This is a genomic window from Chitinophaga skermanii (genome assembly GCF_003259335.1).
GTDB classification, from domain to species: Bacteria; Bacteroidota; Bacteroidia; order Chitinophagales; family Chitinophagaceae; genus Chitinophaga; species Chitinophaga skermanii.
The window spans coordinates 506,980-530,671 of sequence record NZ_QLLL01000004.1; the positions used below are offsets into that span (position 1 = coordinate 506,980).

The following is a 23,692-nucleotide window of genomic DNA, read 5'->3' on the forward strand; positions in this document are numbered from 1 at the left end:
GTGTATTGGGATGTAGGAATTTACTTTTTCATCACTTCTTCAATTACTTGCCCTGTTGTACCACTCGGCATTTGAATATGTAATAATGCGCTGAGGGTAGGTGCGATATCTGTTATGTTAGTTGTTTTATAGCTTTTGCCTGGTGTAATATTCCAACCAAACCATAGCAAGGGAATATGCGTGTCGTATGGGTACATAGTGCCATGGGTAGTGCCCATCATGCTACCATTCTTTACGCCCGGCCCCGGCACTACGAATATATCGCCACCACGTTTAGCATGCCAGCCATTGATGAACATCGCATTGAAAGGCTGGGGGAGATAGCCCGCTTGGATTTTTTCTATATTCACAGCGTCGGCAATACCTGCGAAGGAACGTAGTTTGCCAACCATCAATTGCTCCACTTTATCATACGAAACACCACTTCTGTTAATGGCCGCGGTGTCCATGTACAATTGGCCACCGGCATCAGACAATATCGCTTTCTCTATACCAAAGGTTTGCCTGATACTTTCATTCAATACGGCGATCTTCGACAGCTTCTCCGGCAAGGCTGGTAATTTGTTCTCCTGCAAGAACCCCGGTGAGTTAATTGCTCCATGATCCGCGGTTAAAAACACCAAGTAGTTGCCTTTCCCATAACGATTATCCAACCAAGTAAGGAAATGCCCCAGTTCAATATCCAAACGCAAATACATGTCCTCCATTTCTATTGCGTTCGGACCAAAGGAATGCCCCGCAATATCGGGTGTAGAGAAGCTTACGGCTAATAGATCAGTGGCAGTTTTGCCCAATTCGTAGCCTGTAATCGCTGCTTTGGCAAAATCGAAAGTCAAGGTATTGCCAAGGGGAGAATACGTGAGGTTATCATAATCTTTGCCTTTTGTGAAGGTATGCTTGAACACGGGTTTTTCTTCACCGTCGATGGTTACTTCATAATATTTGTTATCTGCTGTACTGGCAGTGTACGTGTTAATAGGATAAAGCGTTTGCCAATCTTGTTGTATATATTTCGCAGGTCGTTTCTCGTTGTTGAAGTCAACAGCCCATCGAGGTAAGCTGTCCATATAATAGGTACTACTTATAAAGTTCCCACTTGCATGATCAAACCAAAAGGCGGCATTCGCCGAATGACCGGCCGGTAATACTGCTGCGCGGTCTTTCAAGGCTATCCCCACTACACGACTCTTAAACCCTGTTCCCATGCGCAATTCATCACCCACCGTAGTACTCAACATATGCCGGGGCGACATGCTACCTTTGCCATCCACATTCCTTCCCACTGAAGCCTCCGTTGAATCATACACGCAATACACGTTCTTTTGCAACTTTCTTTCATACCAATCATTCCCAATAATACCATGCACGGCCGGAATTGAACCTGTGTACACAGAAGCGTGCCCCACTGCTGTTACAGAAGGCACATAGTTAATCATTGTGTTTTCGCAACTAAATCCTTCCTGTAGCAATCGTTTAAAGCCCGTTTTCCCATAACGATCATAATAGCGGTATAAATAATCCCAACGCATCTGGTCAACCATTATACCCACTACTAACTTCGGACGCGGTAATGTTTGCGCTCCTACCACGTTACTGGCCGCCAAGGCAGCCAGCAATAATATTTTACATAATTGCATATGCTAGCCTTTGATACCTTCAACAAACTTGTTCGTCTTATTTTTTCGTTTCACCAAGGTAAACGAATCAAATAATTCACCCGTAGCTAAGTAAGAACGAAACTGTAATTGCTGCTGATCTATCGATACCAAGTGGTACATCTGTAAATGCCCCGCTACAATATCCGCCCATTCCATTTTCTCATGCTCGTACATCTTAGATCCACTCACAGAAACAACATAGGCGGTACCATAGGGTGCTACTTTCATCATGCCTCTACCATATGCATGGTCGTGCCCTTGCAATACGATGTCAACTTTGTATTGATCGAAAATGGGTTTCAAATGCGCTCTCACTTTTTCGTTATAACGACCTTTCTTGGTCGAAAAAACAGGGTGATGCATCGTTACCACTGTCCATTGGTGCGGGTTGTTTTTCAAGGTTGTTTCCAACCATTCTTTCTGCGCAGTAATCAAAGCATCGGAGGTGGCTTCTTCCAACATCATGGTATTGAGTGAAATAAAACGCACTCCTTGTACATCTGCATAGAAAACAGAACCTTCTAAATCGGCATTCCCTGTTCCATTTGCAGGCAATGAGAATTGCTTCTTCCAAAACACCGATAAATGCGGTAGCCCATCTTCGTGCGTGTACTCGTGGTTACCCGGTGTTACCATGCTAGGAATACTACCGTGAATAAAGTTACCGGCCTCGAACCATTGTCCCCATTCATCGTCGTTGTTCGCTTTGTTGACTAAATCACCTGCGTGAATAATTAACGCTGCTTCCGGCAACTGCGCATACGCTTTACGGATAACACGGCTCCAGAAAGGGCGAATCCCCACCTGCGCATCCCCCAAATAAATAAAGGATACTTTCCCTGTTTGCTGCGACGCCGTTGTAAACTGTAGCCATTCACTCCAGCCATTATCCGATCCAACTCGGTACGTATACAAAGTATTCGGCTGCAAACCACTTAAGGCTACCGTATGTTGGTTAACATGTAATTCTCCAAATGAAAATGCCTCGCTCGTAGCGGCTACACGAATTACATTTTTCGCAAATTCCGGTTTCGCATCTGCAGCGGTATATTCAATGAATGTATTATTCACTTGGTTGCCCGTACGCCAATTGAAGGAGGCCATCGTAGCGGGATCTTTCGTAATCGTAAGAATAACCCTATCGGGTATGCTTCCAGCGGTATAAACGCCCGGTGTATCGGTAACAGCTGTGCCTATAAGGCTATTAGGAGTAGCGGCTTTAACAAGGCCGGCGGCTCCCGTAAGTGGGAGCAACGCGCCAGCCTTCATCAAACCGGTTAAAAATTTTCTTCTGCCTGCTATTTTCTTTTCCATGTTCGATGAATTGTTATGTTATTGCAATAACCACATTTTAGTATTAATGTCATCTGCACCAAATACTTTGATGGCTGCTTTGTAATTGTCGAGGTTCACGTTTTGCTCAGATACCGGCCATGCATAACGTACAGGGAAGGTCTTTTGGAAAGCCATTGGCCCTACTACAAATGCAGGGAAGCCCGTTCTTCTAAAATCGAACCAACCTTCGGAACCTTTGAAGGTCATGGCCAACCATTTTTGTGTCATTACTTGCTCTAACGTACCATTGTATTTCACGATCGCTTGCGCATAATAGTTGCGTTTAGCTGCCTCGCTCGTTAAACCGTAATACTCCATTGATGCCTCGATGCCTTTATTGTAGAACGTTTCAGCCGAGCTGCCACCTACAGTAATTTTATTACGTTGCATGGCTTCCGCGATAATAAAGGCTACTTCAGAATATACCATCAAGCTCGCTTTTAACGTGGTGGGTTTGTTCTGGCGGAAGTAGCTGGAAAGGGTAGATTGATGTGTTTCACCACCGTTGTAATCTGCTGGGTTTACTACGGCATGCGGGATACCTACATATTGACGGCTATCTACAGTTGCCCCCGTTGTACTAGCTACCGGTGCTATCCACAATTCAAGTCTTGGATCATTACGGGCTATCAGTGCGTCTACCAACTCTTTGCTGGCTTTGGTTTTTAAGAAATCATTGTCAATCATGTTCAATGGTCCACCTGCCCAGCTATCATCTTTCTTCACACCCAAGTACACCACTTCCGCGTTATCCGCGTTGCTTTCCATGATAGGGTATTCTTCTTTGTTGTTGATGATTTCTTGGATTTCAGTATATGCTGTTGGGTAATTCTTAGCCGCCCGGGTGAGCATTCTCAAACGTAACGAGTTGGCTAACTTTCTCCATTTCAACGCATCGCCCTTAAACATCGCATCTGCACCTGCGTCAATGCCTGTGCCATTCGATTTTAATTCAGCATTCGCTTCTTTCAATACCACCAATAAGTTTTTGTAAATATCTTCTTGGCGATCGTACGAAGGTTTGATATTACCGTTCTCTACCGATTGCAAGGCTTTAGAATACGGCGCATCACCATACAAGTCGGTTAAGTATTGCATGTTAAAAGCCATTAAAATCTTCGCTGCCGATACATAAGCCGGTTGCTTGGTAACCGTGGCTTCTTGTTGTAATGTTTTGATGATCATGGCGCGGGAATAAATATCATTCCAATCCACGGAAGTCCAACGGAACAATTCGTAATCGTTGTTACGGATGAGGGTAATATAACGCCCCAATGCTGCCGGCCTTCTCGTGAAACCATTTTCAGCATACGCGTAAGCTGTTTGTGTAATGGCTTCCGTTAAATGGTACTCAGGTCTTGTTTCTGAAGGCGCATTCGGGTTCGTATTTATGCTTTCGAAGTCTTTCGTGCATCCTGTAAGGGTAAGGGCTGTTAAAAAGCCGTAAAATATTTGAGATGGTTTCATTGTTGTTGATGATTAAAAGTTACAGCTGAGTTTTACACCGTATGAACGTGTACCCGGTAAGGTCCAATGACCAACACCTTGGTAACGTTGGCTCGACAAGCTCATGGTAATTTCTGGATCGTAGCCATTATTCGCTTTCGTCCATGTGTACAAGTTGTTACCGATTACAGAAAGCGATAGGTTGCTGATGAATGGTAATTTTCTCATAACTTGCTTACCAAATGCATACGTAATACTTACTTCTTTCAATTTTACATAAGTAGCGCTGTAGGTTTCGTTTTCGTAATATTTCCAGTATTTGTTATCGTAGTAAGTCGCTGCGTCAATTATCACATCATTCGGTCTATAGCTGCCATCTGCATTTGCAATCACACCCGGCATAATCATACCGTCTTCACGTTTTACGCCGTTGGCGTCTGTCCATTCTAAACCACCATGCGCTTTATCACGACCAAATAAGGTATTCGTTGTACGCCCATCTTGAATCAAGCTTTTCGCTACATAAGAGTAGTATTGACCACCTTGTCTCCAATCGATCAAAAAGTTGGCGGTAAAGTTTTTGTAATGGAAGTTGTTATTGAAACTTACCATGAAATCGGGATTGTAGTTACCAATTTTCACGAAATCAGCATCCTGTTGTTGCAAACCATTGCTGTTTAATAAAGCCTGGCCGGCATAAGGACCTTCTTTCACCTTTACCCAGCTTCTTGAATAGAAATCGCCCATTTTTGTACCTTCTTTAATTAAGTACTGGATGTTCGAACCATCGGTGCTACCTAGCATGTAGCTAGTAACTGCCGGTGTTAATTCAATTACTTTATTCGTGTTTTTCGTAAAGTTTACATCAGATTTCCATGTAAAACCATTTGCATGCACAGGTACTAAATTCAAACCTACTTCCCAGCCACTATTTTGGATGTTACCCGCGTTAATCAACATGGTACTAGCACCAGATGCAATAGTGGTAGGTACTTGGATAATTTGGTTGCGGTTGTTGGTTTTATACCAAGTAACATTGAATCCTACGCGGTTATTGAAGAAACTTGCATCTACACCTGCTTCGTAAGAAGTAGCGATTTCGGGTTTCAGTTGACTGTTCTTTTGGCTGAAGCTGATCGTAGCACGTTTTACACTACCCCAATCGGTATCGAAAGGAACAGTATTGTATAAAGAATATGGATCGGTATCAGAACCAACTTGCGACCAGTTCGCGCGTAATTTCAAATAGGATAATTCTCTCCATCTAATATTTAATAAATCCGACAGGATCGCGCTCATCGAAACAGATGGGTAGAAGTAAGAATTGTTTGCTTTAGGAAGGGTAGAAGACCAGTCGTTACGTGCTGTTAAGTTTAAGAACAAAGCATTATCATAACTCACCTCGCCCATACCATACAAGCTATTAATTCTTTTACGGGAACTACCTTGCGCATTGATAATAGAACCCGCGGCTGCATTCGATAAATTGTAAACGCCTGGTAGTGTTAAGCTGGCAGTAGATTGTTGATTAGATTGACTTTGTTGATCCATCCTGTTACCACCCACAGCTACCGACACTTTGAATTTATTCTCTAGCGCCGGTTTGTAGGTTAATAAGAAGTCGCTGTTTTGCTCTTTGAAATGGTCGTTTTCTAATACATACGCACCTTTAGGGTTTCTTTTAGCAGAAAAAGGTCTTCTTTGATCTTCTTGTAAAGCGTAGTAATCCAATCCTGTACGTAACATCAACGATAAGTCTTTTCTCAAATCAAACGTTAACTGCACGTTGCCCGTTATGCGGTTACGCGTATAGCTATTCGTTTCTTCATAAGCAATCAAATAAGGATTGTCGTCTGTGCTATATGGGTTGTATTGTTGCAAACCTTCTTTCCCCGGTACCCAGTAATTACGCAAAGCATTAATATCAACGTTCGGCGTTAATTTATATACTTGCATGGTTACGCTTTCGGTATAGGCAGAAGGACGGTTTTTACTACGGTTGTTCGTATACGCCAAGTTCGTACTTACATGAATGGACTTGTTCATATGGTACGTACCAGAAAACGTTAAGTTATCACGCTTCATATCCGTATTCGGCACAATACCTTGGTTTTGCATGTTCGCATACGAAATACGGAAGTTACCAGCATCACCACTTTTCGAAACAGCGATGTTGTTCGTAAAAGTTTGACCCGTACGGAAGAAATCTTTTACACGGTTAGGGAACGACTTCCACTCCAATGGAATAGGTTTACCGTTCGCATCTAAAGGACTGTTCCACTGTACATATTTCAGCCCATTATTCAATTTCGGACCCCAAGCACCCGTGCTTAAAGTATTGTCGGTACCATACCAGTCACCAGAACCGAATTCATTTTGAAAATGCGGAAACATATATGCTTGGTCGAACATAGCAGTAGAATTAAAGCTCACGCCCAATCCTTTTTTAGCAGCACCCGATTTCGTGGTAATTAGGATGACACCAGAACCCGCGCGGCTACCATACAAAGCAGCGGCACTCGCACCTTTTAATACCGTAATGCTAGCAATATCATCAGCAGAAATATCACTGATCGGGGAGCCATAGTCGATGGTTTGTTTGCCATCTACCGCTTGCGCCGGGTTTTGAATAGCCGGGGCAACAGGTACACCGTCAATCACGTATAATGGTTGGTTGTCTTTGCTGATAGAAGATTGTCCACGGATTGTTACCATCACGCTCGATCCCGGATCAGAACCGGTTGCACGGATGCTTACGCCTGGTACACGACCGGCTAAGCTGTTCATAACATTGGTTTGTGGTACATCGCTCACATCTTTAGACGATAATTGACTGATAGCATACCCGATGTTGCGTTCACTTTTCTTGATACCCAAAGCCGTTACCACTACTTCACCGAGGTTTTTGGTAGAGGGTGCCGGTATCTCGTTAGCAGCCGGTATTGTAGCAGCAGCATCTTGCTTCTTTTGAGAAGGTGCGGGTTTCATGCTAAGAATTGCATAATTGTTTACAATACGACATTGGATATTCGCGTCGCTTGCAAGCCAATCGAGTGCTTCTTTCAAAGAAGCAGTATTTTTGCGGATGCGGACGGTTTTCGTGAATTGAGCATTCACTTCCTCATCGAAGGTAAATTGCAAAGATTGTTGCGCTTTTACCTGCTGGATAAACTGCTGTACCGTAATGGTACTGCCTTTGAAGTTGATGGACTTGTCCAAAACTTGCTGTGCCATTAACCGGGCGCAGGTCGTTAATAGGAAAATGAGCATCAAGAATCGACGCGTTAAAAATGTTTTCATTATTTTACAGTTGAATTCATTGCAGGTGGTTCACGCCTGCGTACCTTGTTACTTGACTGATAAACCGGTCAGTTGCATGAAGCGCCCTGTAGCAGCAGGGCGTTTTTTTATGTGATCCCTTAATAGATATCGATGTGTCCATTCACTGCTTTATAAGTGAAACCGGCAGTTTGAGAGAGTATCGTCATCACCGTTTCCAGCGGTACATGATCAAAACCAGCCGTTATACGCTTGCGCGCAAGGCTTTTATTGTGAATATTGATTGGAATGCCATACCAAGTGGCAATATCTCTACATACATCTTCTAATACCACTTGCTCGAAATTCAAATGTCCACTCGTCCACGCCATTAGATTATGAGCACTCACATCCGCAACAGCAAATTGTTCATTGTCTGTATTTACCACCAATTGCTGGTCGGGTTGTAATTCCTTGAGGGGATGTTGCGATTTATCCAAAACACGCACTTTACCCGATACCAGCGTTACCGCCAATGCACGCCGATTCCGTTGTTCGAATATTTCGAAAGATGTACCTAGTACTTCTGTTGTATAATTGCCACTACGGACAAAGAACGGCTTGTTAGCCACCGGTGCAATGTTGAAGTATGCACGGCCATCGAGGAATATTTCGCGGGAGGTTTGATTGTATTCGTTGTTGAAGCGAACGGAAGAACCTGGATATAACACCAACTCGGAGCCATCGGCAAGTTGTACAACTCGCTGTGTAGTTGGAGTAGCGGTAATTGTTTGCCATGCTAAAGTGGTAGCAGTATGTGTAGATGGTTGTTGTGTGAAATAAAGGGTAGATACACCAATTAATACCAGCAAAGCGGCTGCTGCTGCCCACGTAAAACGTATACTTGTTTTTTTGTGGGTACGAATACCGGCTAGTACACTGAATGTATCCCAATCCGCCTGGCTGCTAACCGTTTCACTATTATGTATCGTTTGCTCCCATGCAGTTTGCATACAGGCCTGTACGAAAAGTGGGTTTGCATCTGCAGCAATGTAGTCTTCTACATGTTGCTTTAATGCCATGTCCACTATCTTCCCTTCGAAATAGGCAACCAGCGTTTGTTTGTCGATTTGATGATCCGTCATAAAAATGTGTTCATCATAAAAGACGCTAACAGCTATATGATCAAACTATTCGAAAATTTGAATTAATATACAGTTAACATTGAAACGGATATAACAGTAATTACAGGTAAGAAATCTGCATACTCTTCTAACTCTGTACGCATAAATTTCAAGGAAGAAGCAATATGATTCTGTACCGTAAAAATGCTCACGTTTAAGATCGACGCAATTTCAGCGTAACTCAATCCTTTCTCGCGGTTGAGTATAAATGCTTCGCGGCGGCGCGGGGGAAGTTTGTCGAGGCATTGACGATAACGCGACAATAGCTCGCGGTAATGAATGGTATCGTTGATATTGTCGAGCGCAGGAGTTTCTTCAGTAGTTTCAGATAAAGTGTCGATGTTCATTTTCTTTTTCCGCATCATGCTCACTACTTCATGGCGCATCATCGTAAATACGTACCTGTCAAAATCTTGTACGTTACTAATACGTGTTTTCTGTTGCCATACTTTTAGCAAAACATTCATCACTAATTCTTCACGCAACGCATGATCCTCTATAAATCCTTTCGCATATCGCTGAAGGCGCGGAAAATAATACTCAAATAGCGGTTTGAATTGTACATCATCTCCAGTAAGCCAGTCATGTAATAGCAATTCAGTTGGCGGAACGGTCGTCATCGCGTAGTAACTATTTTGAATGGGGCAAATATAGGGGTGGTATGTTAAGGGAGTATTAAATGGAGGGTTTTTGCTTGGCAGCGGCAATGTTAAGTGGGATATATTCCATCGTTGTTACTTTCTTTGCTCGCCAAAGAAAGTAACCAAAGAAAGGCGAAAAACGTGCAGTGAACTGCGTGCACGTTTTACCGGGTCCATGATGGGGCAGTGGGGGTACTATAGTGCCGGGCGTTTGGGATAGGGGGTGTTCGTTTGGCGGCTGCTTATTTTCTTATGCTTTCTTGATAGTTTAAGTATGTTTTCCTATCCTTTGCCTAGGGTAAGCCTATCCTGAGCCTATCTCTTGCCTATCTCGACCCTATCTAAAGCCTATCTCGAGCCTATCCTAAGCCTATCTTTTGCCCTTTTGGGCATGTATTAAAGCGTTAAAGATGAATTAGTTAGATTTTTAAAAGGGGCATTTTTGTGCAAATTATGCAATATTGGGTGTTTTGATATTGTTTTGAATGCAAATATTTGCAAATTTGCAAAATGTTGCATAGGTTTGCAGGGTCATTATCAATCACGTATAGTTATGAAACTAGAAGAACAGCAATTAGCGAAAGCAAAAAGGGCTACGCAGCTCATTTTTTTGGTGTGTGGATTGGGAATTGCCAGTTGGGCACCGATGGTGCCTTATGCGAAAGATCGATTAGGGTTACATGAAGGGCATTTAGGGATGTTATTGCTGTTTCTTGGGTTCGGGGCTTTGGTGATGATGCCGATTAGCGGGGTGCTGATTAATAAGTATGGAAGTAGAGTAATAATGACCGTGTCGGCTTTCGTGATTGCTTTGATGTTGCCTGCTTTGTTGGTGATTACGAACGTGGTGCTCATGGGAGCGGCTTTGCTGGTGTTTGGTGCCGGTGTGGGTACGATTGATGTGGCCATGAACGCACACGGGGTGCAGGTACAGAATTTATATGGGCGACCGATTATGTCGTCGCTACATGGCCTGTTTAGTGTGGGTGGATTATTCGGCTCTTTGGGTTTAGGTTTTTTGGTGAAGATAGGACTTGATCCTGTGCATGCAGCTATCGGCATTGCTGTGCTGTTAATCATTATCGCTGTAAGCCAATTTAAGCACCTATTTAGCCCGCAAACAGAAAAAGAGGCTGTGGAGCACTTTTCGAACACTACGAGCGAAAATACCCCTAAAAGCAAGTTCTTATGGTTAAAAGGAAGCGTGCTGTTTCTCGGGTTGATGTGCTTCTCGGCTTTTCTTGCCGAAGGGGCTATGCTCGATTGGAGTGCCGTTTTCCTCCGCGATACAAAAGGGGTAACACCCGAATTTAGTGGCGCCGGTTACGCCGCCTTCTCTGTTGCGATGGCCACTATGCGCTTACTCGGCGATGGTCTCGTAGAGCGTTTCAATAGCAAGATCGTAGTAGTGGGTGGAGCACTCATTGCAGCAGTAGGGTTATTCATTGCTATTATGAGTCCTTGGGTATCATTAGTACTAATAGGCTATATCTTACTGGGTATCGGGGCGGCGAATATTGTGCCCGTGTTTTTTAGTGATGGAGGACAATTACCCGGTATTCCTGCTACCACCAGTATCCCGGCTATTACAACCATCGGGTATGCCGGTCAATTAGCAGGACCCGCCTTACTTGGGTTTGTTGCACACCATTTTTCATTACCGGCTGCTTTTGGTTGCTGTGCAGGGTTGATGTTACTCATCGCCATAGCGTATGCCATCAAATCAAAACCGGCCAATGCTAATACTAAACCTACTTTGTCATGATAAAAGAGGAAAGATTCGATTATATCTTGCAAAAACTGAAAATGTTCGAACAAATCACCTACGAACAACTGGCCATATCACTCGATGTGTCGGAAGATACCATTCGCCGTGATGTCGATCATTTGTATAGAAACGGTTTGCTCAGCAAGATTCGTGGGGGAGCTATGTTGCCTTCTAAGAACCCTTTAACGTTCCAAGATAGAAGCACTTTCCTAACAGAACAAAAAGACCTTATTGCTTTAAAAGCCATTCCCTTTTTAAAGCCTGGTATGACGGTTTTTATGGATGGAGGCACTACTATTACAGCTATCGGTAATAGCATTCCCTTGAACCTGTCGTTGCGTATTATCACGAATAATGTTCCACTTATTCCCCTTCTCGAGAAAAATAAGAACATCGAAATTATTGTATTGGGAGGCGAGTATAACCGCGAATCTGCCACTAATACAGGTATGGTGGCATGTAACCAAGCGAGCAAGTATTTAGTGGATCTCTATTTAATGGGTACCTGCGGGGTTGATCCGCGCTTTGGTATTACGGCGAATAGCGATTTCGATGGGAATGTGAAAAGAACGATGTTTGAAAACGCTCGTCAAACTATTTCATTAGCGAACCACAGTCGCCTACATGCCAGTTACAATTACCGCGTGTGCCGCTTCGAAGAGATCGACACACTGATTACCGATTTAGATAGCAATCATCCCGATTTAGCGGCTTTTAGAGATAACGGGGTGCAAATAGTATAATAAATTTTTGCGCATATGCATATCAATCATATAGCCATTTGGGTCGACGATTTAGAGAAGATGAAAGATTTCTACCTGGTACATTTCAATGCAACCGCCAGCGAAAAATATGTAAACCCAGTGAAACAATTTTCATCTTATTTTATATCTTTTGCAAATGGAAAGGGGAGAATAGAGTTGATGCACAACCCCCATACGCCAACTACTATCGGTAAACGCGGCTATGCCAAAGGTTGGGCACACCTTGCCATCACCGTCGGCGATCGACGAAAGGTAAACGAGATGACTGAAAATTTCCGGCAACAAGGTTTCACCATCACTGGCGAACCACGGGTAACAGGCGATGGATATTACGAAGCGGTTTTTCTCGACCCGGAAGGGAATGTGGTAGAATTAGTGGCCAATAATTAGATCCTAAATATAAACACGTTATGAAGATGAAATTATGGCAACATGCCGCCCTTTTATTGGCATTAACTTTCACCGCTTGCGACCGCCCCGGTGGCGATAACCGCTTATCGTCGCAAGAGGAGCGCGAAGGTTGGAAACTATTATTCGATGGCAGAACAACGAATGGTTGGCACGTATATAACAAAGGTCAAGTACCTTCTGCATGGACGGTACAAAACGGCGCTCTTGTATGTGTAGCCGGTAAAATGCCGGAAGTAGCCGACTTAGTAACCGATGAATCGTTCGAAAACTACGAACTGCGGTTCGATTGGAAGATTAGCAAGGAAGGGAATAGCGGCGTGTTCATTAATGTGGTAGAACGCCCGGATATTGTGGCAGCTTGGGCTTCTGGTCCTGAATACCAATTACTGGAAACTACGCACCACGATTTCTCCATCCCAACGAAACGTTCCGGTTGTTTGTATTCGTTCTACGGGCAAGCCACTGAAACGGCCCTTAAACCGGCAGAAGAATGGAACGAATCGCGCATTGTGCAACAAAATGGTAAAGTAGAGTTCTATTTGAATGGCCAATTAACGGCCAAAGAAGATTTTACTTCACAGGCTTGGCGCGATACGGTTGCGCATACGCACTTTGCAAAGTACCCTGTTTTTGGAGTAGCCACGAAAGGACGCATTGCTTTGCAAGATTGGAGTAAAGAAGCTTCCTTCAAAAATATTAAGATCAAATCCTTATAAACACTTTTCTCGTTTATTATAAACGTGTAATTTTTGATTATAGCGCAGTCCCCTGGTATTCTTGCCAGGGGTTATTTTTTGCCGGTGTTTTTCTTCTCAATAAAAGCATCCGTTGCTTCGATTTTATACAGATTTAATTCATAAGAATATGTAATTTTACGGTCGCTAATTTAACCTATAATAATCCGCCTAATGGAATATCCCGTAATATCATGTGCGCAATGTGGCAGTACAAGCTTGCAAAGGCATCCTAAAAGTTTTGATTGGGCTATTTGTGAGCATTGTGGTTCTACAATTGTAACTAAAGATGCACCTGTTAAAATGAAAGCAGCTACAGTAACACCTCCTAAGCCGCTTGCAAACCCTAGGCCGGCTACTAAACCTACTTTCACAGATCACACAGGCTATGAAATTATTAGAACGCTTGGTTTGGTGATAGGCATTTTGGGTATGCTTTATTGCATGTTAACGAATAATTTTACCTTTATTTTGATATATGTTATTATGTTGTTGGTAGGAATATTATGCGCAATTGAGATTCGTAAAAAGCGGAAGAAGATTGAATCATAAAACCACAGCTACAATATTTTAATAACTTCATGCATCTATATTTACTATTCATATCCCTATGGAATATCCTGTAATATCATGTGCTCAATGCGGCAGTACTAGTTTGAAAAGGCATCCTAAAAGTTTTGATTGGGCCCTCTGTGAACACTGTGGGAGTACCGTAGTTATTAGAGAGCCCCAACCAGTTACCAAAACAGTGATTAAAACGGTACAACAACCTGCCAGGAGACGTACTTCGAACCAATTTAAAGGAGGTCCTAAAGGAATGCTGGGAATGGTTTCAGCTATTCTTGGTGCTATAGGCATCATGTATTGTGTAACAGAAGACAACTACACCTATTTCCTATTGTTCTGCGGCCTAATATGTGTATCTATTGCGCTTCTCATGATGGTGAACAAGCCGAAATAGTTGCTATGCTGGTAATTGTTCTACAGGAATGTTGTACTTCGGTTTACGCAATAATACAATCATGCTGAGTATTGCCATGCCGGCCAACATAATTAGTGGAATACTATTACTTAGTCCATCCTCGTTTTGCATAAAGATGGAAATCAATGGTAACCCAATACCGCCGCCAACAAAATAAGCAGTAGAGGTTAAACTGCCACCCACTCCTAAATGTTCTACCGGCACTTGTTGCATCGATAACACGGAATACCCTGTGAAACAGAGCGTCATACCCACACCGGCGATAAATGAACCGCCTAATAACAAAAACACCAAGCTATGCAAGTGAATGGCTGCCACTAAATTTAGTGCGCCGAATAACATAGCTAGCGCCCCGTAAAATGCAACCCGTTTCGACGACATGCGTTTCGTGATAACCGGTAACACAAAACGAGCAATCAACACAGAGATCACGTTAAAAGGCATCATTATAAATCCTGCATTGGCCGCCGATAAATGGAAGTTCTTTTGTACTAAGAAACTCATAATAAACAAGTAACTCGTAAACAAGGCGCCAAGTAATATGAATAATGTATTCCCTTTTTTTAATGAAGCCAGTGAAAGCACTTTTAGATCGAGTAGGGGTGATGCTTGTTTTCTTAACCGGGTATACAATATGTAAGTTGAAAGGCCGAATGTAAACAGGGCAATGGCAATTTGAGGAGCATGTTCAATGGGGGTAGATAATAATTCTGTAACCCACGTTAAACACAACATCGCTACCACAAGGGCAAGGGCAGAAGGAATATCCGGGAAGCCAGCCTTCTTCGTAGTAGCGTTTTCTAACAAAACCACTGCTAACACAATCACGACTAATAACACAGGTACATTTATCAAAAATACCCACGACCATCCCCAATAACTAGCTATAATACCACCAATGGATAGCCCGCTACCAGAGCCTATCGCAGCAAAGGAACTGAAAATGGCAATGGCTCTACTGCGCTCTTGGGGTTCGGTGAAGTAGTAGTTAACTATGGAAAAAGCGGCTGGCATTAACAAGGCGGCACCGAGGCCTTGCAAGCTGCGGAATAATATAAGCAGTTCGAAGGTATGGGATAAACCCGCGCCCAAAGAGGTGAACATGAAAATACTTGTACCCCATATAAATATCTTCTTACGCCCGAAGAAGTCGGACAACTTTCCTCCTAAAATCAAAAAACATCCATACACGAGTACGTACACACTTTGCAATTTGTAACTCGCTTCGCTCGTTAGTCCTAAATCCTTCTCAATCCCAGGCAAAGCCAAATTCACAATGGCTATATCCAATGCTTCCACGAATATACCCATAGAGGCAATGATGAGAATAAGTTGCTTGTTCACTGTTTTCATGGACGCAAAATTAGGGGCTTGTATTGTTTGTAAGGCTAATTTGAAAATTTTGGTACAAATGATTAATTTTAGAAGAATTTAATAGTCATTTGTACTTTTAAAAGCACCAAAACAATATGGAAACAGGACGAATGAATACGCAACAGGTGAGTTTGGATGAAAAGGATCTCCAAATTCTCCGGGTGTTACAAGAAAATGGAAAGCTGTCTATTAGGGAAGTAGCCTCGAAGGTGAATTTAAGTCCTTCACCTACACAAGAACGTATAAGGCGACTAGAAAATGAAGGCGTTATTACCCAATACGGCGCCTTGTTAAACCCGCGGAAATTGGGGAAGGGGATTATCGTGATTTGCCATGTTACCATAAAAGAACACAATAAGCACGCTGCACAGGCTTTTATCGATAAAATTACCTCCTTTAAAGAAGTGATTGAATGTTATAATATTGCCGGTGATTTCGATTTTATGCTGAAGATTATAACGGATTCGATGGAAACCTACCATCATTTTTTTGTGAATGAACTCAGCGAAGTACCAAATATTGGCCATACAAAAAGTATATTCGTGATGGATGTAATTAAGCATACCCACCAATTATTATAACACAATTTAACATTTGGGCACTTCGATTAAGCAGTACCTTCATTCACACAAAAATGGAAGAACATGGAAAAGAAAGCGCACCAGTACAAGTTAACATTGGAGTATGTTCAGAATAACAAGGGAGAAGCAATGTCGTTACCACCGGTAGAAGTGGCCTTCGATAATCATGATGATATTTTTTCCATTATCGAACGGCAGCAAGCCGCGAATTTATTCGGTGATCCTAAGCAGTCGACCGAGTTTGCCATCGGCTTGAAACTATTCTCTGAAGTAATGCTCAAGCACCGCGATAACCCGTTATTCGAAGATCTCCGCCCGGCCTTTGGCGAATTCATGAAAAAGTTAAAAGCCGCCGCCTCGAAATAATCATTTTTAGCACTTATCATAGAAAACACTATTCAACAATGAAAAAAATATTCCTCGTAACAGCCTTCATCGGTGCCAGCATAGCGGCCGGTGCACAAAGCTTGAAACCGGTAGCCTATAACGATGCCGCGCAAAAGCTGAACGGGTTAGTCACCTCTAATGCAGGAAAAAAACTGCCCGGGGTGCTGGTATTACCCGCTTGGAAAGGAATCGACCAAGAATCCAAAGACGCTGCCATCGCCTTAGCGAAGCAAGGGTACATTGCTTTTGTAGCCGATATTTACGGCGAAGGCAATATTCCTGCTGATAATAATGCCGCTGCAAAAGCCGCCGGTTCTTATAGGAAAGATTATGCTGCTTATCAAAAACGTATCGAGGTTGCCTTGGCACAGTTGAAAGCAGCTGGTGCCGATCCTAACAACATAGCCGTTATTGGCTACTGCTTCGGAGGAACAGGTGCATTGGAAGCTGCCCGCGCGAATTTCCCCTTGAAAGGTGTTGTAGCTATTCATGGTGGTTTGGCTAAAGATAGTGCCCGTGCAAATGGTCCTTTGCCATTGAAGATATTAGTAGAGAATGGTGCGGAAGATGGCAGCGTAACGCCACAAATCATGAAGAGCCTTGAGAAGGAAATGAATGAAGGCAAAGCAGATTGGCAAGTGATCACTTACGCGTATTCAAAACATACGTTTACCGATCCTGCATCGCCAGATTATAATAAAGTAATGGCCGACAGGGCATGGCAACATACCTTGTTATTTTTGAAAGAGATTTTGAAGTAATGTATTAGCAAAGCCCATCTTGCGAGATGGGCTTTTTTTATGTTAATCTTTGAACAGTTCTATACTAGGAAGGTATTTGAGCGTATCAGCTGTTTTAGTGTCTACGCAGGCCAAAATGTATTGTGTACCAAAATCTTCTCCCCGGAAAAAAACAAATTCCATAGCCGTGTTACTATCTTGTAGTACTTCGTTAACCATCGTATAAAAAGAATGGGCTTGTAAGAAGTACTTTTCTCTTTTGTCTAATTGAACGGTATAAGTTTTCTCCTTCGTTTGCCAATGTAATGCTAACCGCTCGTCGTCTATATCTTGGTAAGAAAGTTCGGTATATTGTAATTTCTTATTTGTAAGGGGAATAATGGTTTCGTCGATGAAGTTTTTGTAGAAAGCGAAGTCTGTATAATAACCCCATTTAAAGTCCATCCATTCGAATTTTTTCCTATGCAATACTTGTTCCCATGTTTTGATTTCGCGACTTTTCACAAGGTGAATGTTTGATGGCGTTCCGGGAGAAATTGTTTTGGGTAGGAAGAATATATCCGACAAGTTTTGCCCGATAGCTATGGGTTCTTCTTCCCATACAACATATGCATAGAAACCTTGCCTGCTTGGATTTGTGTCGTAATACAACACTGCTTCGCTATCTACTGAATCGGGCGCCCAGGCAAATACATCCGCTTCGATTTGGTTATAGAAAACATCGAAACAATGATGAGCCATATTGCTGAACTGGGTAGGCGTAGATATATTGCCGCGTAGTGGTTTAAAATCATTCCTATAATGATCATCCCGCAGGAATACAAAGTCGAAGTCAAACTTCCATTCCTTCGTTAAGCCTTTCATATCGAATATAAACGTGAAAGGATGGGGTAGTGCTTGTACCAACTTTCGTAATGCGGTTATCTCTGGGTGCGTAATACTTTCTCGCAATGCGTATTTCGCCGGGCTAATAACGTCTTTGGATTCCCTTTGTGCTAGATGTGTTGCGAACTTGTAGGATGTATTCACGACTAATCCATTCAGTTCCATTTCTAACAGTACGTAATCGGTCGCCTCACTATTGTTGAAGGCAAAGTAACATTCAACCTTATCTATACGGTTTGCACGGTAAATGATACGCTGTATATGTAAATTCTGAAGCAACCGTTCGTATAAGGGCAATTGTGCTGCTGTGCCATCTAAAAAAGGATTTAAATAAGCTGCAGTACTAGGGTGCCTTGAAATTAATACGTCGAAGAAAGCTTTGAACGTATTGCCTGGTTCTTCCCTCACAGCCTGTAAGTATGCTTGTGCTTTGGTTATCCAAACTTCTACATGATTAAATACATGGTGGGCCGTTTCCAGCCAATGTTCAACCGTAACATCTTTATGATGCACCATTTCAAGTTGTAGAGCCCGTCCATGTAACTGTATGGTTGTGCTGAATTTATCGGTGAAGAAAGGACGGGGAAAGTCGGGAGTAAGCTGTACTTCTCCAAAGTAAGGTATTTGCATAGGTTGAATGGAATTTTATACAAGTTGCTAAAAATATAGCAAAAATCAAATATAACTGGTCTAGGTCTTTTATAAAACCTGGACTATATAATCTAACCCTTGCGGTGTATTTTTGTAGTGGCAAGTTCATATTTATACCTGCTACATTGCTTTTAATACCATCAGAAAACCATGCAAACAATTACGATTAAACCAGTCAATATACATGACCTCGCCACTATTCAAACCATAGGTCGACAAACCTTTGCGGAAACTTTTGCGCAACATAATGATGAGCATGATATGGAAGCCTATTTAGCAACTAGTTTTAGTGAAGAGAAGCTAAGCAGCGAGTTAAATAACCCGGCCTCCTATTTTTTTATCGCTTACGAAGGAAATACGCCTATTGGATATTTAAAACTCAATACCGGCCTTGCTCAAACAGAAGCCCAGGCGACCGATGCCATGGAAATTGAACGGATATATGTGCTAGCAGCCTACCATGGTAAGAAAGTAGGGCAGTTACTGTACGAGCAAGCCCTTACAACCGCCAAAGCATTACATGCCAGCTATCTTTGGTTGGGTGTTTGGGAAGAGAATAAGCGCGCCATTGGGTTTTATGCAAAGAATGGCTTTGTTCCATTCGGGCAACATGTTTTCAAGATTGGCGACGATGAACAACTCGATATCCTCATGAAGAAGACCTTATTCGATCAATGAAATCGATAATAGGTAATCGAATATAATTTGATCCACGGCGGAACAAAGGTGTTTGTCTGCATGCGTTAACCAACGGTAACACTCAATTTCACTACTAGGTGCAAGGGTACCGGTATAAGCTGCGCTGTAGCAAGTCATTTTTACCAGTACATTTTCTGCATGGCCATGTGCCGGTGCTTCAAAAGTTCCCATGTATTGTAGTGAGCCGGGTGTTATTTGCACATTCAATTCTTCTTCTATTTCCCTAGTAAGGCAGGCTTCATCGGGTTCGCCCGGTTCTCTTTTGCCACCAGGTAAATAATAGGTTTGTTTACCGCGCGACAAGGTGCTTAATATCTTCTTGTCTTGAACATGTATCCAGGCTACCTTATCAATCATCTTTAACATACTGCCAGTTTAACTTTTGTCAAAGGTATAACATTCATCCATCGATAAAACCGATTGAATCGATAGAAAAATACCGTTTTGACAATTGCGTCATCCTGCTGAATTTTGTACATCGTCATGAAAATCGAACAACAACATAGCGCCAACACCGTTCAAATTATAGTACTAGGATTAGCACAAGTATTGTTATGGGGAGGTTCTTACTTTTTATTATCCGTTATTTCCGGGAAAGTAATGGCAGAAACGGGGTATTCGTATCAAATGGTATTTGGTTGTTTATCTGTAGCACTCTTGATTTCCGGGTTATTATTACCGCGGATTGGTCGAATGATTAATACCACTACGCATAATTTTGCATTGTTGTATGCCGGTGTGGTGATGGCTTTGGGTTTAGTGATTGTAGGGCTTTCTATGAACTTTGTGATGTTTCTATTAGGATGGGCAATTATTGGGGTAGGCATGGGTATGGGTTTGTACGATGCATTATTTGCCACCTTGGGTAAACAGTACGGCGACAAAGCACGTCGATCGATTGTATTGGTTACGCTAATAGCTAGTTTAACACCTTCTATTGCATGGTGGATGAGTAACCAGTTGTTGGTGCACTTTGGATGGCGAAATACTTGCTTTATCTTTGCAGGCATATTGGCTATAAGTATTTACCCAGCGCATAAATGGGTGTTCAGGTATCAACATCATACTTCTTCCAACAATGCAACAACCCGCGAAGTTGTACCCACAGACCTCTTCCAATCGAAAATATATTATTTATTACTTACGTCGTTTACCATCGGCGCTTTAATGACAACAGCCATTATTGTGCACTTGATTGATATTGTTTCCACCAAGAAAATTGACATGCAGCAGGTCTTATTTATTGTAGCATTCTTGGGACCTAGTCAATCGGCTGCACGGATGTTTGAGTTATTCCTGCCCAAGATGAGTGCCATAGAAATTGCTATCATCTCATCGTGCTCGATGTTGTTGGGGGTGATATTGATTTTTTTTACACCGGGAATAACCTTGTTAGGCGTAATTTTATTTGGTGTAGGCAATGGTATGCGATCGGTATTAAGAGGAACTTTGCCATTGGCGATCTTTGGGAAATCTCATTACGCCCTCATCATTGGGAAACTGGCGCGGATGCCGTTAATTTTGCAAGCATGTGCTCCCTTCATCGGCGGGTTCTTAATGCAGCAATTCGGTGTACACATATTTTTAAGCATACTGGCAGGCTTGGGGTTGGTAAATATTCTCATCACCTTTTTTATCAAGCAGACGATGCAACTCGCACCAGTAAAAACACCTAGTAAAGTAAGTTAATTATGATATACGCATTCAGACAAGCAACCATCGACGAGATAGATCAAATTTGGACCATCTTACAACAAGCCATCCTCCGCAGAAAGAACGAAGGAAGTCAACAATGGCAAGATGGCTATCCGAACCCGGAGGTGGTTCGAAACGACATAACACAAGGACATGGTTTTGTTTACCTAGAAAACGGCACCATTGTAGGGTACGTAGCCATACTGATCAACGATGAACCCGCGTATGCCGGCATCGAGGGTAAGTGGTTAAGTGAAGGGGATTTCGTGGTGTACCACCGTGTTGCCATCGACGAACATCATTTAGGGAAAGGCTTGGCTATACAAATGTTGGTGGCGATAGAAGAATATGCTTTGCAGCAGGGGATTTATAGTGTAAAAGCAGATACAAACTTCGATAATAAAGGCATGCTACGCATATTCGAGAAATTGGGGTATACCTATTGCGGCGAAGTGTATTTCAGGGGTGCACCAAGAAGGGCGTACGAAAAATTGCTGTCGGCCTAAATTTTATTCCAGTAGCGGCAAGTTTTTAATGATTTGCTTAAAGGTTGCCGCTGCCTTGGTTTCGTAGGCTGCTTCTAAAGAAATGATTTGTGTATTGCGAAGCAGGTTGCCATTATTGATAGGAATAGCTGCAACTCCGGGGCCGTGCACACAAGTTTTCACCATAATACTATGCCAATTACCTGTTCTAACAATATCGAGTACGGTAGGTACATCATTTACTTCGATAGAAATAGCCGGTTGTAATTGACGCTCTTGGAATGCTTTGCTCACTGTATGCCCAGCGTGGTACCCCATGGTAGCAATCGCTATAGGCAAAGTGGCAATTTCTTCAAGACTTATATGCTTCCTTTTTGCAATAGGAGAATGGCTAGCCGTGGCCAACACCATAGGCGTATAGAATAGGTGTTCATAGTGGAAGATAGGCTCCATAACGTCTTCGTGGAAAGTTAGGATGAAATCTAATTCAAATTGTGCTAATCTTTCCAGCAAGGTGTGAGAAGGCTCATAAATCACATGCACGCTTACTTGTGGATATTGCTGCGCAAAGGCAAGTAAGGCAGGAATAAAATAATCCTTCAACCCAAAAGAAACCCCGATCGATATTTTCCCTGCGCGCAAATTCTTTAAATCTCCCATCATAAGCATGCCCGCTTCCGCCTGTCCAACACATTGTTGGGCAAACTCTTTGAACAACTTACCGGCTTCTGTAAGTACAATGTTTCTACCGGAACGATTGAAGAGCGGGGTATCTAGTTCAATTTCCAGTTGCTTAATTTGTTGCGAGAGGGTACTTTGACTAATCTGCAAACTTTGGGCAGCTTCTGTAAAATTGAGGAGTGCTTGTGCTTTCAAGAAATATTTTAATTGTCGTAATTCCATACAGCGAAGTTTTCAAATGCAGCCTCAACCCAATACCGCGTATAAGCCAATAAAAAATAAGAACATACTCCACAGCGAAATCCCCATCTCGTCTAGTACTGTATACACTTGCCAGGAAATAGCCAGCAGCAAAATATAGGTGAATATCATAACAACAAATTTAATCGTGAATTATTCATCATCGTCCTCCATAGGATCACTGGTAAATTCCAGTAGATCACCTGGCTGACAATCGAGTGCCCTGCAAATAGCATCGAGCGTAGAGAAGCGAATAGCTTTCGCTTTACCGGTTTTCAAAACAGAGAGATTGGCCAATGTTAAACCTACTTTCTCCGAAAGTTCATTCAAAGATACCTTCCGTTTGGCCATCATCACATCTAGGTTTACAATAATTGCCATACTTTATACCGTTAAGTCGTTTTCAGCTTGAATTTCCACGCCGCGTTTAAAAATTTGGGATAAGATAAACACTAATCCTGCCAATACCAAGAACTGTTCGGTAGGTAACTGTGGTTTATCGTTTATACCCGCATGTTTAAACATCCATTCCCCTGTACCATTATACACAGCTACAATAATAGCAATCGTTAAAAATGTATAACTAATACCTTCTAACAACTTTACAATCTTCTTTGTAAAAGGACTTTCCAACTTTACACTTTCCAATACCTTGATCATCATATAAGCAATATGTGCTTTGAAAATACTGTACCCAATCAATAACGAGATCATACCGATATAATACCAATCACTGAATCCCTTTAAAGCAGTTAAATCTACCGGTTTGTACATTTTTCCGACCATTTCGGGCTTATAATAACCCACTACACCAGAAACAACCACCGAGCCGGCTTCAATCGATAGGCCAACGAAAATGATCCATGCACATACGTACATCACCTTCAATAATTGTTGTGTTCGAGTAGGGGAAATAGAAGAAGTTTTCATGCTATTTTGTATTTGTTGTAACAAAGCTACGATAAATATTTATCGAAAAACGATAAATAATAACTTTTTTTCGATAAATATTTTAAATGATTGGTTTTCAATGAACAAAAAAAAGCAGTTTCGACATCATCGAAACTGCTGCTCATTATTTGTAAGGCAAGGC

Annotated in this window: 24 protein-coding genes; 11 read left to right on the forward strand and 13 right to left on the reverse strand. The window is 42.3% G+C overall.

Annotated elements, in window-relative coordinates:
- Positions 1 to 20 precede the first annotated feature (20 nt).
- From pafA to LX64_RS12770, 6 genes are all read right to left on the reverse strand, one after another.
- Positions 21 to 1,637: an alkaline phosphatase PafA gene (gene pafA / locus LX64_RS12745; RefSeq protein WP_111598031.1), complete on the reverse strand. Its 1,617-nt coding sequence runs from the start codon at positions 1,635 to 1,637 to the stop codon at positions 21 to 23.
- A gap of 3 nt (positions 1,638 to 1,640) precedes the next feature.
- Positions 1,641 to 2,972 carry a purple acid phosphatase family protein gene (locus LX64_RS12750; RefSeq protein ID WP_111598032.1) on the reverse strand — a complete coding sequence of 444 codons (1,332 nt, stop codon included), beginning with the start codon at positions 2,970 to 2,972 and terminating at the stop codon, positions 1,641 to 1,643.
- An 18-nt stretch (positions 2,973 to 2,990) separates the two neighbouring features.
- Entirely contained in the window at positions 2,991 to 4,460 is a 1,470-nt protein-coding gene (locus LX64_RS12755) for a SusD/RagB family nutrient-binding outer membrane lipoprotein (RefSeq protein ID WP_111598033.1), read from the reverse strand.
- A gap of 12 nt (positions 4,461 to 4,472) precedes the next feature.
- Positions 4,473 to 7,739 (reverse strand): SusC/RagA family TonB-linked outer membrane protein, encoded by a 3,267-nt coding sequence (locus LX64_RS12760; RefSeq protein ID WP_211324802.1) that lies wholly within the window; start codon positions 7,737 to 7,739, stop codon positions 4,473 to 4,475.
- A 119-nt stretch (positions 7,740 to 7,858) separates the two neighbouring features.
- Positions 7,859 to 8,842 (reverse strand): FecR family protein, encoded by a 984-nt coding sequence (locus LX64_RS12765; RefSeq protein ID WP_111598035.1) that lies wholly within the window; start codon positions 8,840 to 8,842, stop codon positions 7,859 to 7,861.
- Between the two features lie 62 nt (positions 8,843 to 8,904).
- Positions 8,905 to 9,501, reverse strand: coding sequence for an RNA polymerase sigma-70 factor (locus LX64_RS12770; protein WP_111598036.1), 597 nt, complete (start codon positions 9,499 to 9,501; stop codon positions 8,905 to 8,907).
- Between the two features lie 574 nt (positions 9,502 to 10,075).
- Between LX64_RS12770 and LX64_RS12775 the strand changes: the two genes are divergently transcribed.
- The 5 genes from LX64_RS12775 to LX64_RS12795 all read left to right on the forward strand — a co-directional run bounded on the left by LX64_RS12775 (position 10,076) and on the right by LX64_RS12795 (position 13,751).
- Complete coding sequence (locus LX64_RS12775; protein ID WP_111598037.1) at positions 10,076 to 11,287, forward strand: MFS transporter; 1,212 nt, start codon at positions 10,076 to 10,078, stop codon at positions 11,285 to 11,287.
- Positions 11,284 to 12,033, forward strand: a complete 750-nt coding sequence (locus tag LX64_RS12780) for a DeoR/GlpR family DNA-binding transcription regulator (RefSeq protein ID WP_111598038.1) — start codon at positions 11,284 to 11,286, stop codon at positions 12,031 to 12,033. Before LX64_RS12775 ends, LX64_RS12780 begins: the two co-directional genes overlap by 4 nt.
- A gap of 15 nt (positions 12,034 to 12,048) precedes the next feature.
- A complete protein-coding gene (locus tag LX64_RS12785) occupies positions 12,049 to 12,444 on the forward strand; it encodes a VOC family protein (protein WP_111598039.1) in 396 nt (131 codons plus the stop codon).
- Positions 12,445 to 12,464: 20 nt separating this feature from the next.
- Positions 12,465 to 13,181, forward strand: coding sequence for a 3-keto-disaccharide hydrolase (locus tag LX64_RS12790; RefSeq protein WP_111598040.1), 717 nt, complete (start codon positions 12,465 to 12,467; stop codon positions 13,179 to 13,181).
- A gap of 192 nt (positions 13,182 to 13,373) precedes the next feature.
- On the forward strand, positions 13,374 to 13,751 hold the full coding sequence (locus LX64_RS12795) for a hypothetical protein (protein WP_111598041.1): 378 nt from the start codon (positions 13,374 to 13,376) through the stop codon (positions 13,749 to 13,751).
- A gap of 412 nt (positions 13,752 to 14,163) precedes the next feature.
- Here LX64_RS12795 and LX64_RS12805 read toward each other — a convergent pair whose 3' ends face one another.
- Entirely contained in the window at positions 14,164 to 15,534 is a 1,371-nt protein-coding gene (locus LX64_RS12805) for an MFS transporter (RefSeq protein WP_111598043.1), read from the reverse strand.
- Between the two features lie 116 nt (positions 15,535 to 15,650).
- Between LX64_RS12805 and LX64_RS12810 the strand changes: the two genes are divergently transcribed.
- The 3 genes from LX64_RS12810 to LX64_RS12820 all read left to right on the forward strand — a co-directional run bounded on the left by LX64_RS12810 (position 15,651) and on the right by LX64_RS12820 (position 17,284).
- Positions 15,651 to 16,136: an Lrp/AsnC family transcriptional regulator gene (locus LX64_RS12810; protein WP_211324803.1), complete on the forward strand. Its 486-nt coding sequence runs from the start codon at positions 15,651 to 15,653 to the stop codon at positions 16,134 to 16,136.
- A 63-nt stretch (positions 16,137 to 16,199) separates the two neighbouring features.
- Entirely contained in the window at positions 16,200 to 16,502 is a 303-nt protein-coding gene (locus LX64_RS12815) for a DUF3861 domain-containing protein (protein ID WP_111598044.1), read from the forward strand.
- Positions 16,503 to 16,540: 38 nt separating this feature from the next.
- Complete coding sequence (locus tag LX64_RS12820) at positions 16,541 to 17,284, forward strand: dienelactone hydrolase family protein (RefSeq protein WP_111598045.1); 744 nt, start codon at positions 16,541 to 16,543, stop codon at positions 17,282 to 17,284.
- A 42-nt stretch (positions 17,285 to 17,326) separates the two neighbouring features.
- Here LX64_RS12820 and LX64_RS12825 read toward each other — a convergent pair whose 3' ends face one another.
- The gene (locus LX64_RS12825; RefSeq protein ID WP_111598046.1) at positions 17,327 to 18,778 is read right to left on the reverse strand and encodes a hypothetical protein; all 1,452 of its coding nucleotides are present in this window, start codon (positions 18,776 to 18,778) and stop codon (positions 17,327 to 17,329) included.
- 171 nt (positions 18,779 to 18,949) lie between these two features.
- Between LX64_RS12825 and LX64_RS12830 the strand changes: the two genes are divergently transcribed.
- Positions 18,950 to 19,477: a GNAT family N-acetyltransferase gene (locus LX64_RS12830; protein ID WP_111598047.1), complete on the forward strand. Its 528-nt coding sequence runs from the start codon at positions 18,950 to 18,952 to the stop codon at positions 19,475 to 19,477.
- Here the strand turns inward: LX64_RS12830 and LX64_RS12835 are convergent.
- The gene (locus tag LX64_RS12835; RefSeq protein ID WP_211324804.1) at positions 19,463 to 19,864 is read right to left on the reverse strand and encodes an NUDIX hydrolase; all 402 of its coding nucleotides are present in this window, start codon (positions 19,862 to 19,864) and stop codon (positions 19,463 to 19,465) included. The two genes, LX64_RS12830 and LX64_RS12835, sit on opposite strands and share 15 nt — an antisense overlap.
- A 117-nt stretch (positions 19,865 to 19,981) precedes the next feature.
- On the opposite strand from LX64_RS12835, the gene LX64_RS12840 reads away from it, so the two are divergent.
- Positions 19,982 to 21,187: an MFS transporter gene (locus LX64_RS12840; protein ID WP_111598048.1), complete on the forward strand. Its 1,206-nt coding sequence runs from the start codon at positions 19,982 to 19,984 to the stop codon at positions 21,185 to 21,187.
- 2 nt (positions 21,188 to 21,189) lie between these two features.
- Positions 21,190 to 21,699: a GNAT family N-acetyltransferase gene (locus tag LX64_RS12845; protein WP_111598049.1), complete on the forward strand. Its 510-nt coding sequence runs from the start codon at positions 21,190 to 21,192 to the stop codon at positions 21,697 to 21,699.
- A 3-nt stretch (positions 21,700 to 21,702) separates the two neighbouring features.
- Here LX64_RS12845 and LX64_RS12850 read toward each other — a convergent pair whose 3' ends face one another.
- From LX64_RS12850 to LX64_RS12860, 4 genes are read right to left on the reverse strand one after another with little or no spacing between them, the layout of a single operon-like run.
- A complete protein-coding gene (locus LX64_RS12850) occupies positions 21,703 to 22,581 on the reverse strand; it encodes a LysR family transcriptional regulator (RefSeq protein ID WP_111598050.1) in 879 nt (292 codons plus the stop codon).
- Between the two features lie 24 nt (positions 22,582 to 22,605).
- The gene (locus LX64_RS26355; protein WP_262511792.1) at positions 22,606 to 22,731 is read right to left on the reverse strand and encodes a hypothetical protein; all 126 of its coding nucleotides are present in this window, start codon (positions 22,729 to 22,731) and stop codon (positions 22,606 to 22,608) included.
- A 21-nt stretch (positions 22,732 to 22,752) separates the two neighbouring features.
- Positions 22,753 to 22,980 (reverse strand): helix-turn-helix domain-containing protein, encoded by a 228-nt coding sequence (locus tag LX64_RS12855; protein ID WP_111598051.1) that lies wholly within the window; start codon positions 22,978 to 22,980, stop codon positions 22,753 to 22,755.
- 3 nt (positions 22,981 to 22,983) lie between these two features.
- Positions 22,984 to 23,529, reverse strand: coding sequence for a DUF2975 domain-containing protein (locus LX64_RS12860; RefSeq protein ID WP_111598052.1), 546 nt, complete (start codon positions 23,527 to 23,529; stop codon positions 22,984 to 22,986).
- Positions 23,530 to 23,692: the final 163 nt, after the last annotated feature.